At 71.3% G+C, this 14,582-nt stretch carries 14 protein-coding genes; 7 read left to right on the forward strand and 7 right to left on the reverse strand.

What is annotated here, in order from left to right; all coding sequences use genetic code 11:
* Positions 1-35: 35 nt before the first annotated feature.
* The 4 genes from BJ981_RS17300 (at position 36) to BJ981_RS17315 (ending at position 3,002) form a co-directional block, all read left to right on the forward strand.
* The gene (locus tag BJ981_RS17300; protein WP_184612358.1) at positions 36-953 is read left to right on the forward strand and encodes an ABC transporter substrate-binding protein; all 918 of its coding nucleotides are present in this window, start codon (positions 36-38) and stop codon (positions 951-953) included.
* A gap of 87 nt (positions 954-1,040) precedes the next feature.
* Positions 1,041-1,520, forward strand: coding sequence for a flavin reductase family protein (locus BJ981_RS17305; RefSeq protein WP_184612359.1), 480 nt, complete (start codon positions 1,041-1,043; stop codon positions 1,518-1,520).
* A 148-nt stretch (positions 1,521-1,668) separates the two neighbouring features.
* Entirely contained in the window at positions 1,669-2,802 is a 1,134-nt protein-coding gene (locus BJ981_RS17310) for an inorganic phosphate transporter (protein ID WP_275422296.1), read from the forward strand.
* A complete protein-coding gene (locus BJ981_RS17315; RefSeq protein ID WP_184612361.1) occupies positions 2,799-3,002 on the forward strand; it encodes a hypothetical protein in 204 nt (67 codons plus the stop codon). Before BJ981_RS17310 ends, BJ981_RS17315 begins: the two co-directional genes overlap by 4 nt.
* A 57-nt stretch (positions 3,003-3,059) precedes the next feature.
* Here BJ981_RS17315 and BJ981_RS17320 read toward each other — a convergent pair whose 3' ends face one another.
* Entirely contained in the window at positions 3,060-4,328 is a 1,269-nt protein-coding gene (locus tag BJ981_RS17320) for a phytase (protein WP_184612362.1), read from the reverse strand.
* 200 nt (positions 4,329-4,528) lie between these two features.
* On the opposite strand from BJ981_RS17320, the gene BJ981_RS17325 reads away from it, so the two are divergent.
* Positions 4,529-5,011 carry an RrF2 family transcriptional regulator gene (locus tag BJ981_RS17325; protein WP_204070221.1) on the forward strand — a complete coding sequence of 161 codons (483 nt, stop codon included), beginning with the start codon at positions 4,529-4,531 and terminating at the stop codon, positions 5,009-5,011.
* Between the two features lie 209 nt (positions 5,012-5,220).
* Positions 5,221-5,691 (forward strand): carboxymuconolactone decarboxylase family protein, encoded by a 471-nt coding sequence (locus BJ981_RS17330; RefSeq protein WP_184612364.1) that lies wholly within the window; start codon positions 5,221-5,223, stop codon positions 5,689-5,691.
* Between the two features lie 39 nt (positions 5,692-5,730).
* Here BJ981_RS17330 and BJ981_RS17335 read toward each other — a convergent pair whose 3' ends face one another.
* Positions 5,731-6,201: a MarR family winged helix-turn-helix transcriptional regulator gene (locus tag BJ981_RS17335; RefSeq protein ID WP_184612365.1), complete on the reverse strand. Its 471-nt coding sequence runs from the start codon at positions 6,199-6,201 to the stop codon at positions 5,731-5,733.
* 60 nt (positions 6,202-6,261) lie between these two features.
* On the opposite strand from BJ981_RS17335, the gene BJ981_RS17340 reads away from it, so the two are divergent.
* Complete coding sequence (locus BJ981_RS17340; RefSeq protein ID WP_184612366.1) at positions 6,262-6,669, forward strand: cupin domain-containing protein; 408 nt, start codon at positions 6,262-6,264, stop codon at positions 6,667-6,669.
* 51 nt (positions 6,670-6,720) lie between these two features.
* Here BJ981_RS17340 and sppA read toward each other — a convergent pair whose 3' ends face one another.
* The 5 genes from sppA to treS all read right to left on the reverse strand — a co-directional run bounded on the left by sppA (position 6,721) and on the right by treS (position 14,580).
* A complete protein-coding gene (gene sppA, locus BJ981_RS17345; protein ID WP_184612367.1) occupies positions 6,721-8,412 on the reverse strand; it encodes a signal peptide peptidase SppA in 1,692 nt (563 codons plus the stop codon).
* Between the two features lie 102 nt (positions 8,413-8,514).
* Complete coding sequence (glgB, locus tag BJ981_RS17350; protein WP_184616200.1) at positions 8,515-10,818, reverse strand: 1,4-alpha-glucan branching protein GlgB; 2,304 nt, start codon at positions 10,816-10,818, stop codon at positions 8,515-8,517.
* A 152-nt stretch (positions 10,819-10,970) separates the two neighbouring features.
* Positions 10,971-11,417: a hypothetical protein gene (locus BJ981_RS17355; RefSeq protein WP_184612368.1), complete on the reverse strand. Its 447-nt coding sequence runs from the start codon at positions 11,415-11,417 to the stop codon at positions 10,971-10,973.
* A gap of 47 nt (positions 11,418-11,464) precedes the next feature.
* Complete coding sequence (locus BJ981_RS17360; protein ID WP_184612369.1) at positions 11,465-12,871, reverse strand: maltokinase N-terminal cap-like domain-containing protein; 1,407 nt, start codon at positions 12,869-12,871, stop codon at positions 11,465-11,467.
* A complete protein-coding gene (gene treS, locus BJ981_RS17365; RefSeq protein WP_184612370.1) occupies positions 12,868-14,580 on the reverse strand; it encodes a maltose alpha-D-glucosyltransferase in 1,713 nt (570 codons plus the stop codon). The genes BJ981_RS17360 and treS overlap by 4 nt, the downstream gene beginning before the upstream one ends.
* Positions 14,581-14,582 lie beyond the last annotated feature (2 nt).

Consider the following 14,582-nt stretch of genomic DNA (forward strand, 5'->3'; position numbering starts at 1 on the left):
TCTCATTACCCCCCGAAATAGAAGGGAATTGCACGATGCGGCGAATCTTCGCCACCGCGGCGGTCACGGTGGCCGCGGTGCTGACTTTGGGAGCATGCGGCGATGGGGGGGATCCGCTCGGCACGAGCGCCAGCGTGGCGCCGACGACCTCCGGTTCCGCGTCCGCCGGCAAGGTGGTCGTGGGCTCCGCCAACTTCCCCGAGAACGTCCTGCTCGCCTCCATCTACTCCCAGGCCCTGCAGGCCAAGGGCGTCCAGGTGGAGGAGAAGTTCAACATCGGCAGCCGTGAGGTGATCATCGACCAGATCAAGTCCGGCGCGCTGACCGTCCTGCCCGAGTACAACGGCGGCCTGCTCGGCTTCATCGACCCCAAGAGCACCGCCGCGAGCAAGGACGACGTCAACGCCGAGCTGAAGTCCAAGCTGCCCGCCGAGCTGGAGATCCTGGACTCCTCGGCCGCCGAGGACAAGGACTCCCTGACGGTGACCAAGGAGGCCGCCGCCAAGGACGGCCTGACCACCATCGAGGACCTCGCCAAGGTGGCGAAGAACTACGTGGTCGGCGGCCCGCCGGAGTTCAAGAAGCGCCGCGAGGCCCAGTTCAAGGACGTGTACGGCATCACGTTCAAGGAGTGGAAGTCGACCGGCGAGACCACGGCCGACGCCATCAAGAGCGGCGCGGTCCAGGTGGGGAACGTCTTCACGACCGACCCGAAGATCCTGATCAACGGTCTGGTCCCGCTGCAGGACCCGAAGAACGTCTTCAGCGCCCAGAACGTCACCCCGCTCGTCAACAAGGCGGGCGCCAACGACACCGTCCGCACGACCCTGAACGCCATCTCGGCCAAGCTCGACACCAACGCGCTGGTCGACCTGATGAAGCGCGTCGCCGTCGAGAAGGACGACCCGCCGGTCGTCGCCAAGGACTGGCTGACCCAGAACGGCCTCGCCTGATCCCGGCGGTGGACGGACCCCTCGCGGAGCGCCTCCGCGAGGGGTCCTCCGTCTCACGGCGGGGGCGGCCGGTGGTAGGAGTGGGCCATGAACGAGTTCACGGAGGCGATGCGGCAACTCGCCGCGGGAGTGGCCGTGGTCACCGTGCGGGACGGCCGTGACGACATCGGCACCACCGTCACCACCTTCTGCTCCCTCTCCGCGGACCCTCCCATGGTGCTGCTCAGCCTGACCGCCTCCGGCTACCTGTGCGAGGTGCTGCTGCGCCAGGACCGCTGGGCGGCCAGCCTGCTCTCCGGCGGCCAGGCCGTGGTGGCCAGCCGGTTCGCCACGCCGGGACGCCCGAGCGCGCGCCTGCTGGTCGCCGGCACGCCGCACCACCGGGGACGGCACACCGGGGCGTTCGTGCTGGACGGCGGCGTGGCCGCGCTGGAGGCGGAGACGGCCCGCGTCATCCCGGCGGGCGACCACACCGTCTTCCTGGCCCAGGTGCTCGGCGTCGATTACGTCGAGCCGTCGCTCGCCCCTCTGGTCCGCATGCGGGGCAGGTACCGCGCCATCACTTGACCGCTGACCTGCCCGGAAGTCACTTGACGGGTGGCCTCCCAGGGAGTGGCGCGGTGTCCACGCGCCGATGAATTTCACAAGTCGGGCGGCGTTCGGGGGATTAGATCGAAGCAGGCGTGTCATAGGTCGCGGTATGGACGCGAACACCGTGCTACTCGCAGTCGTCGTCATCACGGCTCTGGCCTTCGACTTCACCAACGGTTTCCACGACACGGCCAACGCCATGGCCACGTCCATCGCGACCGGCGCGCTCCGCCCCAAGATCGCCGTCGCCCTGTCGGCGATCCTGAACTTCGCCGGCGCGTTCCTGTCCCTGAAGGTCGCGGCGACGATCGCGACGGGCATCGTCGAGACCGGCGCCATCACGCTCACCGTGGTGTTCGCCGGCCTGGTCGGCGGGCTCGCCTGGAACCTCCTCACCTGGTACTTCGGCATCCCGTCGAGTTCCTCGCACGCGCTGATCGGCGGGGTCGTCGGCGCCACGCTGATCGCCGCGGGGGCCTCGGCGGTCAAGGGCGCCGCGATCGTCGCCAAGGTGCTGATCCCCGCGCTGCTCGCGCCGCTCGCGGCCGTCCTCGTCGCCACGGTGGGCACGTACCTGGTGTACGCGCTGACGAGGAACGTCGCGGACGGCGTGCGCAGCCGGGGCTACCGGTACGGCCAGATCGGCTCGGCGTCGCTGGTGTCGCTCGCGCACGGCACGAACGACGCCCAGAAGACCATGGGCATCATCACGCTGGCGCTGATCACCGCGGGCGCGATCGGCAAGGAGGCGGGCACTCCGCTGTGGGTGATCGCCTCCAGCGCCACGGCCATCGCGGCCGGCACCTGGATCGGCGGCTGGCGCGTGATCCGCACGCTGGGCAAGGGCCTGACCGAGATCGAGACCCCGCAGGGGTTCGCGGCGGAGAGCTCGTCGGCCGCCGTCATCCTGGCCTCCTCGCACTTCGGTTTCCCGCTGTCCACCACGCACGTCTGCACCGGCTCGGTCATCGGCTCCGGGCTCGGCAAGCGGCTGGCCGAGGTGCGCTGGAGTGTGGCCACCCGCATGGTCACCGCCTGGCTCCTCACCCTGCCCGCCGCCGCGCTCGTCGGCGCGCTGGCCTGGGGCGGCGCCAACCTGATCGGCGGCGCGGCCGGGGTCACCGTGGTCTTCGCGGTCACGCTGATCCTGTCCGGCGCCCTCTACCTGGCCTCGCGCCGCGCCCCGGTGCACGCGGGGAACGTCAACGACGACTGGGCCGGAGGCGTGGCCCCGGCCGTGAAGGGAGGCGTCGCGTGAACGACTACATCGACCTCGACGCGCTGTGGAAGGTGCTCGTGGCCGCGCTGCTCGCCGGCGCGGGCCTGGTCGCCGTCTACTCGCTGGCCCTGGTGGGCCTGGCGAACGGCCGCGCCGCCGGCCGCGTCGCCGCCGGCCTGTGCTTCCTGGTCGTGGCCGCGGGCCTGGTCCTCGGCCTGTACGTCATGCTCGCCAAGTGATCGCGGGAACGCGCGCCGCCGGAGCACGGGGGCCCGGCGGCGCGGCGTCCGGCGGGGTCAGCCGCGCGGGTCGAAGCCGCGGGCGTCCACGGCCAGGCCGAGCGCGGCGGCGATCCCGTCCCACCTCACGTACTTGAAGTCGGTGTTCTCGCGGTCGGGCACGGCCGGGGTGTTGACGCCGTCGTGGGTGACGAACAGGCCGTTCGGGAAGCCGTCCAGCGGCACGTTGACGACGGCGGCGCCGTCGCTGATCTCCGCGCCGTCCACGCCGGGCCGCGGGCCGACCCGGAACCCGCCGACGTAGGCGTTGGAGCCTTCGCGCCGGTAGACGGCGAAGGTGTCGTCGCCCTGGCTGGAGGCCAGCAGGTAGCCCTGCCCGCCGCGCCGGTAGTAGATCGTGAGCCCTTCGACGTCGGTCGACAGATGCCCGCCGCCGTACCCGGGGTCGGCGCCGGGCGCGCATTCCTCGGTCTCGGGGTCGTACGTCGCGGGCACGCCGTACTCGCGCACCCGGTCCACGAGCACCGGGGCGCCGGTGAGGTCGGCGCGCACCCGCCAGATGCCGACGTCCTCCTGCCCGGCGTACAGCACGTCGGCCTGCTGGTCCACGACCATGCCCTCGACCTGCGGGGCCTCGCCCGGCTCGAGGCACGGGGCCCAGGCGCTCCCGTCCGGGAGGGTGAAGGAGGCGGGCAGGTCCAGGGTCCTGACGAGGCGGTAGCCGACCGTGCCGCCGGGGCGGGGCTCCAGCCTGACCAGGCCGAGCGAGGTCCGGTGCCGGCGGCTGACCAGCGCGTAGGTGCCCGTGGCGTCCTTCCAGGCGGCCAGGCCGTACGCGGTCGCCGCCTCGTCGACCTCTTCCTGGGTGGAGTTGAAGATGAACGGCGCCGCCGGGTCGGTGACGTCGGTCAGCCGTCCCCGCGTGATCGCGTAGATGCGGAGCCGGTCGCCGCCGCGGTCGGACACCAGCGCCAGATCGCGCCCGCCGAAGCCGTAGGCGACGTCCACGTTGTTGAACCGGCCGCGCTCGTGATCGGGACCGGGCGCCGGGGAAGCGGGCACGTGCTGGAGCTCCCGGCCGGCGAGGTCGTAGACGAACAGCCCCGCGTCCTTCGCCGTCGCGATCACCACGGCCTTGCCCTGCCCCGCCGGGGGGACCCAGACGGCGGGGTCGTCGCCGTTGGCGTTGCCGCCCGCCTCGTCGTCGAACAGCGGGGGCGTCTCCAGGTGCGGGGGCACGGACGGCAGGCCGTACGCGGACGCGGGAGCGCAGATCGCTCCCGCCAGTGCGAAGGTCAGTGCGGCGGCGGCGAGCCTCGGGCGCATGAAGCCCTCCTCGTGTGGGGGGATTTGCTTCGGCGCACGCAATTATGGGTTTACGGCTCGGGGGCCGAACATCTTCGGGCAATGACGTTCTGATGCACGCCCGGTGGCGCGGAGATGTCGGACCTGTGTCGCGGACGTCCGCCGGATGTTCTCCGGCCCCGGCTTTCTCCCGGCCAATCTGGAGGTGTAGTGTCTAGGTTATGCGGATGGGCGAAGGGGTCGAGTGGGCGGTGCACTGCTGCCTCACGCTGGGCTGGCTCGGCGACGACCAGCCGGTCTCGACCGCCAGGCTCGCCGCGGGCTACGAGCTGCCGCCCGCCTACCTGAACAAGCAGTTGCAGGCGCTGGTCCGCGCGGGGATCCTCACCTCCACGGCCGGGGCGCGCGGCGGCTTCCGCCTGGGGCGCCCGCTGGACAAGATCACGTTGCTGGACGTGGTCACGGCGATCGAGGGGCCGGACGAGGCGTTCCAGTGCACCGAGATCCGTCAGCGCGGCTCGGGCGCCGAGTCGCCGGCGCGCAGTTTCGTCGCGCCCTGCGCGGTCTCGACCGCGATGCGCAAGGCGGAGCTGGCCTATCGCCGCGCGCTGGCGGCGCAGACCCTCGCCGAGGTCAAGGTGGCGGCCGAGCGGCACGTGCCACGTCTGGAGGACTCCGTCCGGCGCTGGTACGGGCGCGGCTGAGATCACGTTGACACGGGGGAGGGGCGATACGTGGGGCCTAAAACTGGATATGAGATATCTAGAATGCGCCACCTCACGGAGTGCCGGCGAATGATCGCGGACGGCGGGCGGCGGGGGCCGTCCCCCGGTAGAGCCCTTGTGGCGCACGAAGACGTCCGTACGGCGATCCCGCCGTACGGCTCGAACCATCGATGACAGGAGAGACGGCCATGGAGCCACGGATGAACAACTTCGCCAAGATCGCCGCCGACGGCTACCGCGCCATGCAGGCCGTGGAGGCGTACCTCGGGCACAGCGACGTTCCCGACAGCCTGCTGGAACTGGTGCGGATCCGGGCCAGCCAGATCAACGGCTGCGGGTTCTGCCTGGACATGCACCACCACACCGCCAAGCGCGCCGGCGAGACCGACGAACGGCTCTTCACCGTCGCCGGATGGCGCGAGGCGCCCTACTACACCTCGGAGGAGCGCGCGGCCCTCGCCCTGACCGAGGCCGTCACGCGGCTGGCCGACGGCGAGGGCGTCCCCGACGCGGTGTGGGACGACGCGGCCGACAACTTCGACGAGAAGTCCCTGGCCGCCCTCGTGGTCGCCATCGCCCAGATCAACGCCTGGAACCGCATCAACGTCACGATCCGCTCGGTCGCCGGCTCCCACCGCCACGCGGTCGCCGCGTCCTGACCCATGACGGCCCGCGCCCGGCCGAGGGCGCGGGCCGGCTCATTGGTAGCCGAACCAGCCGGGGACGTCCAGGCGGAACACGTCGTGCGGGGTGAGCGTGCGCAGGTCGGCCTCCATGGCGCGCAGGCGGTCCTCGCCGATGGTCTCGGCCCAGCGGGCGCGCAGGGCGTCGAAGACGCGGGCCGAGCGGGTCAGGCTGTCGGCGCCGCGGGCGGTGAGGCGGACGATCTTGCGGCGGGCGTCGTCCGGGTCGGAGGCGCGCTCGACGTAGCCGAGGCGCTCCAGCGTGTCGACGGTCTTGCCGGCGGCCTGCTTGGAGACGCCGAGCCTGCGGCCGAGTTCGGCGGCGGTCGTGCCGCGCGTGCCGATGGCCTGCATGACGAACCCGTGCATCGGCCGCAGGTCGGGATGGCCCTGGCGGGCCAGCTCGGCGTGCAGCTCGTCGATCAGCGTGCGAAAGCCCAGGAAGAGCCGCAGCGGCAGCTCGAAGCCGGGAGGGTCGCTTGACACGATGGACAACCTCGTTCACTATCTAGACAACCGCGTTGTCTATTGTACGAGGAGAACACCGTGCCCGTCATCCGCCATGCGCAAAGCCGCAGGACAGAGACCCCCAACGCCATCATGACCACCTACGCCTCGCCCACCCAGGGCGGCGCCGGCCTGTCGCTGTGGCGCGTCGAGATGGAGGCCGGCCAGACGGGGCCGGCGCACGCGTTCGACGCCGAGCTGGTGTGGACCGTGCTGTCCGGGGAGGGCGCCATCGAGCTCGGCGCCGAGAGCTTCACGATCGCGCCCGGCGACACCGTGGTGCTGCCCGCGGGCGTGCGCCGCCGGCTGTCCACCGGCTCCGGCCTCGCCCTGGTCGCCGCCGCGCCCGCCGGCGCCCGCGCCTACACCACGGACGGCGCGCCCGACGTGCCCGGCGCGTGCGCCGCGCCGGAGGGCGACATGCTGCTGCCCGCCTGGATGGCGTAGGCGCCGGCCGGCCGGGGCCTTCCGCCACTCCGGCCGCGGTTCACCCCTCCGTCAGCGGATGGTCCACCACCCCGGGAGCATCAACGGCCCGTAGGCCGGCAGTCCGAGCTCGGCGGTCAGCCGCGTCAGCGGGCCCCACGCCTCCAGGCGGACCCGCGCGAGCGCGGCGGCGCGGTCCTCGCTGGACTCGGCCGGGCGCAGGCGCTCCAGCGGGTGGACGCGAGGATAGGTGCGCACGGGGGCGTTCTTGGGCAGGCCCGCCCGGCTCCTGGCCAGGTCCACGGCGTCCTCCAGGCCGCCGAGCCGGTCGACCAGGCCGCTGTCGCGGGCGTCGGCGCCCGTCCACACCCGGCCGCGCGCCAGGTCGTGGGCGCGCTCGCGGTCGATGCCCCGGCCCTCGGCGACCTTGCCCACGAAGTCGTCGTAGATGCGGTCGAGCCAGGTGTTGACCCGCGCCCACTGCGCCTCGGAGTAGGAGCGGCTCGGCGAGAACATGCCCGAGTTGGCGCCGACGTCGACCGACTCGGAGGTGATGCCGACCCGGCCGAGCAGCCCCGCCAGGGACGGCTTGCCGCCGAACACGCCGATCGAGCCGGTGAGCGTGCCGGGCTGGGACACGATCACGTCGGCCGCCATCGAGACGAAGTAGCCGCCCGACGCCGCCAGGTCGCCCATCGAGATGATCACCGGCTTGCCGGCCTTGCGGGTCAGCACGACCTCGCGCCAGATGACGTCCGAGGCGACGTACGACCCGCCGGGGCTGTCGACGCGGAAGACGACGGCCTTGACCGAGTCGTCCTTGCGGGCGGCGCGGAAGGCGGCGCTGATCGTGTCCGAGCCCATGGCGCCCCCGCCGCCGAGGGGGCTGCGCCCGCTGCGGCCGAGGCGGATAGCGCCGTTGCCGTGGATCAGCGCCACGACGCGCTCGCCGGGGTGGGGCAGCTTGCCGGAGATCGGTCCCTTGGCGTACCGCGAGACGTACAGCAGGAGGTCGCCCTCCTCGCGGATCTCGTCGTAGACCTCGTCGCGGTAGGCGAGCCGGTCGACCAGGCCGGCCTCCAGGGCCTCGGCGCCGATGAACGGCCCCTGGTCGATCAGCTCGCGCACGCGCTCGGGCGCGAGGCCGCGGCCCTCGGCGACGCCGGCGACGATCTGCTCGATGACCGACTCGGCGATCCGCTCGGCGGACTCGCGGTGCGCCTCGGTCATGTGGTCCTGGGTGAAGGTGTTGGCCGCGGTCTTGTACTCGTGCCGCTGGCCGATCTGGTAGTCGACGCCGAGCTTGCCGAGCGCGTTCTTCACGAAGCGCTGCTCCAGGCTGACGCCGGTCAGCCCGACGTCGCCCGAGGGCTGCAGGTAGACCTTCTCGAAGGCGCTGGCCAGGTAGTACGGCACGGTGCCCGCGCCGAACTCGCCGAACGTCTCGCCGAAGGCCACGGTCATCTTGCCGGCGGCCCGGAGCTGGACGACCGCCGTGCGCAGCTCCTGCACCATGGCCAGCCCGATGGGACGCCCGCCGATCTTGACGACGAGGCCCTTGACCCGGGGATCCCTGCGCGCGCGGCGCAGGCCCTCCAGCACGTCGGCGAAACGGGTCTTGCGCATGGACAGGAGGGCGCCCAGCGGGTCGGACGGGGGGCCCTCGGTGAGACCCTCGGTCAGGTCGAGCTCAAGGATCAAGGGGGCCGTGCGTCGCTGCCGGAACCGGTCGACCGATTCGATGATCGCCTTAGTCGCGTCCATAGCGCCACCCTAGGCGACGTTTCCGGTAAAGAGGCGCAGGCTTTTCCCCGGGAGGACCAGGATGCCGCCCCGGCGCGGGCCGGGGCGGCCGATGGGCGAGGTTCATGCCCTTTCGCCGGGCTCCTCGCGAAGCTCCTCGCCGACCTCGCTGACGCCCTCGTCCGGCCTGGCGGCGTCCCGCACGGCGCCGGGGCCGCTGGTGCGGACGGCCCGCCGGGCCTCCTCCGCGAGCGGCCGGGCGGCCGGGCCTTCGTGGCGCAGCCACAGCGCGCCGAGCGGCGGCACCCGCAGCCGCGCCGAGTACGGCAGCCCGTGCCAGGGCTCCGCCTCGGCCTCGACGGCGCCGAGGTTGCCGACCCCGCTGCCGTGGTAGTCGAAGGCGTCGGTGTTGACGACCTCCTCCCAGCGGCCCCCGGCGGGCAGGCCGAGGACGTAGTCCTCGTGCGGGCGGCCGGAGAAGTTGGCGACGCACGCCACCATCGAGCCGTCGTCGCCGTGGCGCACGAACGAGAAGACGTTCCCCGGGGCGTCGTCGGCGTCGATCCACTGGAAGCCGTCGGGGGTGTGGTCCTGGGAGTACATGGCCCGGGTCTCGCCGTACACGCGGTTCAGGTCGCGCACCAGGCGCTGCACGCCCTGGTGGGGCTCGAAGTCCAGCACCCACCAGTCCAGCCCGCGCTCCTCCGACCACTCCGAGCCCTGGCCGAACTCGCTGCCCATGAACAGCAGCTTCTTGCCCGGGTGCGCCCACATGAACGCCAGCAGGGCCCGCAGGTTGGCGAAGCGCTGCCACTCGTCGCCGGGCATCTTGCCGAGCAGCGACCCCTTGCCGTGCACGACCTCGTCGTGGGAGAGGGGGAGCACGAAGTTCTCGGAGTAGGCGTACATCAGCGAGAACGTCATCTGGTGGTGGTGGTACTGCCGGAAGACCGGCTCGTGCTGGAGGTAGGCCAGCGTGTCGTGCATCCAGCCCATGTTCCACTTGAAGCCGAACCCGAGCCCGCCCAGGTACACCGGGCGCGACACCCCCGGCCACGCGGTGGACTCCTCGGCGATCGTGACGATGCCGGGCGCCTCGCGGTAGGCGACCGCGTTCATCTCCTTGAGGAACTCCACCGCGTCCAGGTTCTCGCGCCCGCCGTGGACGTTCGGCGTCCACTCGCCCTCGCGGCGCGAGTAGTCCAGGTAGAGCATCGAGGCGACCGCGTCCACGCGCAGCCCGTCGACGTGGAACTCCTTCAGCCAGTAGACGGCGTTGGCGACCAGGAAGTTGCGGACCTCGCGGCGGCCGTAGTCGAAGATGTAGGTGCCCCACTCGGGGTGGGTGCCGCGGCGGGGGTCGGCGTGCTCGTACAGGGGCGTGCCGTCGAACCTGCCGAGCGACCATTCGTCCTTGGGGAAGTGGGCGGGCACCCAGTCGAGCAGGACGCCGATGCCGGCCGCGTGCAGGCGGTCGATCAGGTGCCGGAACTCGTCCGGCGTGCCGAACCGCGCGGTCGGGGCGTAGTAGGAGCTGATCTGGTAGCCCCAGGAGCCGCCGAAGGGATGCTCGGCGACGGGCAGGAACTCCACGTGCGAGAAGCCCATCTCCTGGACGTACTCGACGAGTTCGGTGGCCAGCTCGGTGTAGGACAGGCCGGGGCGCCAGGAGCCGAGGTGGACCTCGTAGGCGGCCATGGGCTCGGCGAGCCGGTCGCGGTCCGGGCGATCGCGCATCCACGCGTCGTCGTTCCAGGTGTAGGCGGACGCCTCGACGATCGAGGCGGTGGCGGGCGGGACCTCGGTGCGCCGGGCCATCGGGTCGGCCTTGGACCGCCAGACCGAGTCGGCGCCGAGCACCGAGAACTTGTAGCGCTCACCGGCGCCGATCCCGGGGACGAACAGCTCCCACACGCCGGAGGAGCCGAGCGAGCGCATCGGGTGGCCCGAGCCGTTCCAGTGGTTGAAGTCGCCCTCGACGCGCATCCCGCGCGCGTTCGGGGCCCAGACGGCGAAGGCGGTGCCGTCCTCGTCGCCGTGCCGCATGACCCGGGCGCCGAGGACCTCCCACAGGCGCTCGTGGCGGCCCTCGCCGATCAGGTGCAGGTCGATCTCGCCCAGCGTGGGCCAGTGGTGGTACGGGTCGCCCACGTCGTGGGGCTCGCCGCCCTCGTAGGTCACCCGCAGGTGGTAGGACGGGATCTTGTCCACGCCGGGCAACGTGACCGTGAACACGCCGTGCGCCTCGTGGCGCATCTCGTGGACGGTCTCCTGGCCGCCGTCGTCGAGCACCAGCTCGACCTTCTCGGCCAGGGGCTTCAACGCCCGCACCGTCATGCCGTCGGAAGAGGGGTGCGCGCCCAGGATCGAGTGCGGATCATGGTGTGCGCCGCCCGCCAGTCGGTTCAGGTCCAGGTCCGCGTTCATCGAATCGCTCACCGCTCCTCAGGCGCCTTGCTCGTCACTGCCTCTGCGTAGTTCTTAACCCTGCCCCAGAACGGCCTGCCAACCCACGATGTCGGAGCTATCACACCTTGCCTATGGCAAACGTGTGGTCCAGGCGTTTCGGGCGGTATGTCTCACCAATTCAGGACACGCAGCTCGCCGGTGGTCAGGTCGGCGATCACCCGCCCCACGTCCAGCCACCGGCCGTCGGGAAACCTCACGAAAAGCTGCAGGCAGCGGTGGAGCTCGCACCCGTGCCTGCGGAAGATCAGGCTGTGCACGCGCAGCTCGGCGGGCGACGTCAGCGGCCGGCCCGCCGCCGCGGCGTACGACCGCCTGACCAGGGCGCCGAGCCGGGGCTGGGCCAGCAGCACCTCCGTGGCCCTGGCCTCCTCCCACCGCGTGGGCGCCGGGCGCGTCGCCGCGCCCGCGGGACCGGCGTCCGCGGTGGACTCCGACCGCACGGGCTGGCGCCGGGCGTCCACGACCGGGGGCCCGGCCGCCTGCGTCAGGCATGACGTCAGGACCAGGCTCAAGGCGACGGCCCCCGCCCCCACGACGGCGACCCGCCTTCGCCGCATCCTCCCACCGCCTCACGCTAGGCATGCGCGCGACTACGGATGGTAATCTACCGTGCGGCCTGCGTGAAGGCGGCGAGCGGGATCGGCAGCCATGTCGGGCGGTTGCGCGCCTCGTACACGACCTCGTAGGCGGCCTTGCTCAGCTCGAGCGCCCGCAGCACGACCGCGTCGTCGCCGTGGATCCTGCCGCCGCCCGCCGAGTACCCCGCGATGAACGCCGCCCGGTTGCGCTCGGCCCACTCGGCCGCGCACGGTTCCAGCGCCTCAGCGTCGGGACGGCCGAACAGCAGGTGGCGCGCGGCGTAGTCGAACGAGCGCAGCATGCCGGCCACGTCCCTGAGCGGGGAGTCCAGCGCGCGACGCTCGCGCAGCGGCTGACCGGGCTCGCCCTCGAAGTCCAGGACGACCCATTCGCTCGGCGTCCGCATGACCTGGCCGAGGTGGTAGTCGCCGTGCACCCGCTGGACCGTGATCGGCCGCCCGATGTCGGCCAGCCGGTCGAACGCCCGGTGCGCGACCCCGGCGTGCGCGGCCAGCTCGGGCACCTCGGAGATCGCCGACTCCAGGCGGCGCCTGAACCCCTCGACCATGCGCTTCACTTCGGGCGTCTCGATCGTGCTCGTGGGGAAGGCGTCGGCCATCTGGCGGTGCAGGTGGGCGGTGGCCATGCCGAGCCGGTGCGACTCGGCGGCGAAGTCGCCGCCCGCGTCGCAGCACGGTGTGCCGGGCGGCGAGCCGTACAGGTCGCGGACGCTGGTCAGGGCGAGCGCCCAGCCGTCGCTGGCGGTCGGCAGGAACTCCTGGACGAAGGCGAGCGTGGTGTTCTGGCCGTCGACGTCGGTCTCGACCCAGCCGTAGGGGCGGGCGATGTTGTGCGAGCCCCGGCGCGCCAGGGCCGAGACGACCTCCACCTCGGGGTTGACGCCGGGGATCAGCTTGCGGAACAGCTTGCAGATGTAGGCGTCGCCGAACACCAGGGAGGTGTTGGACTGCTCGCCGCCGAGGACGAGGCTGCGCAGCGAGGTGTCGATCGTGGTGCCGGGCATGCGCCGGAAGCGCAGCGGGCCGACGTCGGCGTCCCCGGCCATGGCCGCGAGCAGCACCCCGGTCACGTCGGCGTCGTGGACGGCGTCGTAGGCGAAGCCCTCCTCGGTCTCGCCGATCGCGACGTGGCGCAGCCGCTGGGGCAGCTCGGGGCGCAGCCCCACGAGCAGTTGGTAGCGGTCGACGGCGTCCCCCTGGGTGACGGTGATCACCACGTGGCGCACGGAGACCTGGTCGCCCGTGGTCCTGGAGGAACCCGCCACATCGCTCTGGCGGGTTTCTTCAAGACCACGGAGGGGCAAAGGAGTGGCCGATTCCACGGCCAGCCCCGAGATCGCGCGGCTCTTGCCGGCGAACCACCGCTGCCCGGTGATCCAGCCGGCAAGGAGCTCTTCGAGAGTATGTGTCACGTCTCCTCGGCTGCTGCGCTCGTCGGCGGAAGGGTGAACCAATAGAACCCATGCCCAGGAAGCGTCAAAAGATACGGAAGTTCCCCGATTGGGGGGAAAGGAACCCCGCCCGTGCACTCCACCGGCGTGACCCCCTCGAACCTCCGCAGGTCCAGCTCCACCGGCTGCGGGAAGCGGGACAGGTTGTTGACGCACAGGACTCGATCGTCGCCGAGCTCGCGGACGAAGGCCAGCACACTGGGGTTGGAAGAGTTGAGCTCCGTGAACTCGCCGAGCCCGAACACCGGGTGCCGCTTGCGGATCTCGATCATCTTCTTCGTGAAGTGCAGCAACGACCCGGCGTTCTTCTGCTGCGCCTCGACGTTCAGCGCCTGGTACCCGTAGATCGGGTCCATGATCACCGGCAGGTAGAGCCGGCCGGGGTCGCAGTCGGAGAACCCGGCGTTGCGGTCGGGCGTCCATTGCATGGGCGTGCGGACGCCGTCGCGGTCGCCGAGCCAGATGTTGTCGCCCATGCCGATCTCGTCGCCGTAGTAGAGCACCGGGCTGCCCGGCAGGCTCATCAGCAGGGCGGTGAACAGCTCGATCTGGTTGCGGTCGTTCTCCAGCAGCGGGGCGAGGCGGCGGCGGATGCCGACGTTGGCCCGCATGCGCGGGTCCTTGGCGTACTCGGTGTACATGTAGTCGCGCTCTTCGTCGGTCACCATCTCGAGGGTGAGCTCGTCGTGGTTGCGCAGGAAGATGCCCCACTGGCAGTTCTCGGGGATCTTGGGCGTCTGGGCCATGATCTCGGAGATCGGGTAGCGGGTCTCGCGGCGCACGGCCATGAAGATGCGCGGCATGAGCGGGAAGTGGAACGCCATGTGGCACTCGTCGCCGCCGGTGACCGGGTCGCCGAAGTACTCGACGACGTCGGCGGGCCACTGGTTGGCCTCGGCGAGCAGGACCCGGTCGGGGTACAGACGGTCCACCTCACGCCTGACCCGCTTGAGGTAGGCGTGCGTCGGCGCCAGGTTCTCGCAGTTGGTGCCCTCCTGCTCGAACAGGTAGGGGACCGCGTCGAGGCGGAAGCCGTCGATGCCGAGGTCGAGCCAGAACCGCAGGACCTCCAGCATGGCGTCCTGGACGGCCGGGTTCTCGTAGTTCAGGTCCGGCTGGTGGTGGAAGAACCGGTGCCAGTAGTACTGGCCGCGTACCGGGTCGTAGGTCCAGTTGGACGCCTCGGTGTCGATGAAGATGATGCGGGCGTCGCTGTACTGCTCGTTCTCGTCGGACCAGACGTAGAAATCGCCGAACGGACCGGTGGGGTCGTGGCGGGACGCCTGGAACCAGGGGTGCTGGTCGCTGGTGTGGTTCATGACCAGGTCGGCGATGACCCGCATTCCCCGCTTGTGCGCCTCGTCGACGAGCTTGATGAAGTCTCCCAGGTCTCCGAAATCCGGGAGGATCTTCATGAAGTCGGAAATATCGTATCCACCGTCTTTGAGGGGAGATTCGTAGAGCGGCAGGAGCCACAGGCAGTCGACGCCGAGCCACTGGAGGTAATCCAGCTTGTTGATGAGGCCCCGGATGTCTCCGGTGCCGTCGCCGTTCGAGTCCGCGAAGCCCCGGATGAGGACCTCGTAGAAGACGGCGCGCTTGTACCAGCGCGGGTCGCGCGGCTTTTCGTGGGTGAAAGTGTCAGGAACCGGCTGAGGCGTCAAGCTCACCT

This window comes from Sphaerisporangium krabiense (assembly GCF_014200435.1).
In the GTDB taxonomy this organism is placed as follows: domain Bacteria; phylum Actinomycetota; class Actinomycetes; order Streptosporangiales; family Streptosporangiaceae; genus Sphaerisporangium; species Sphaerisporangium krabiense.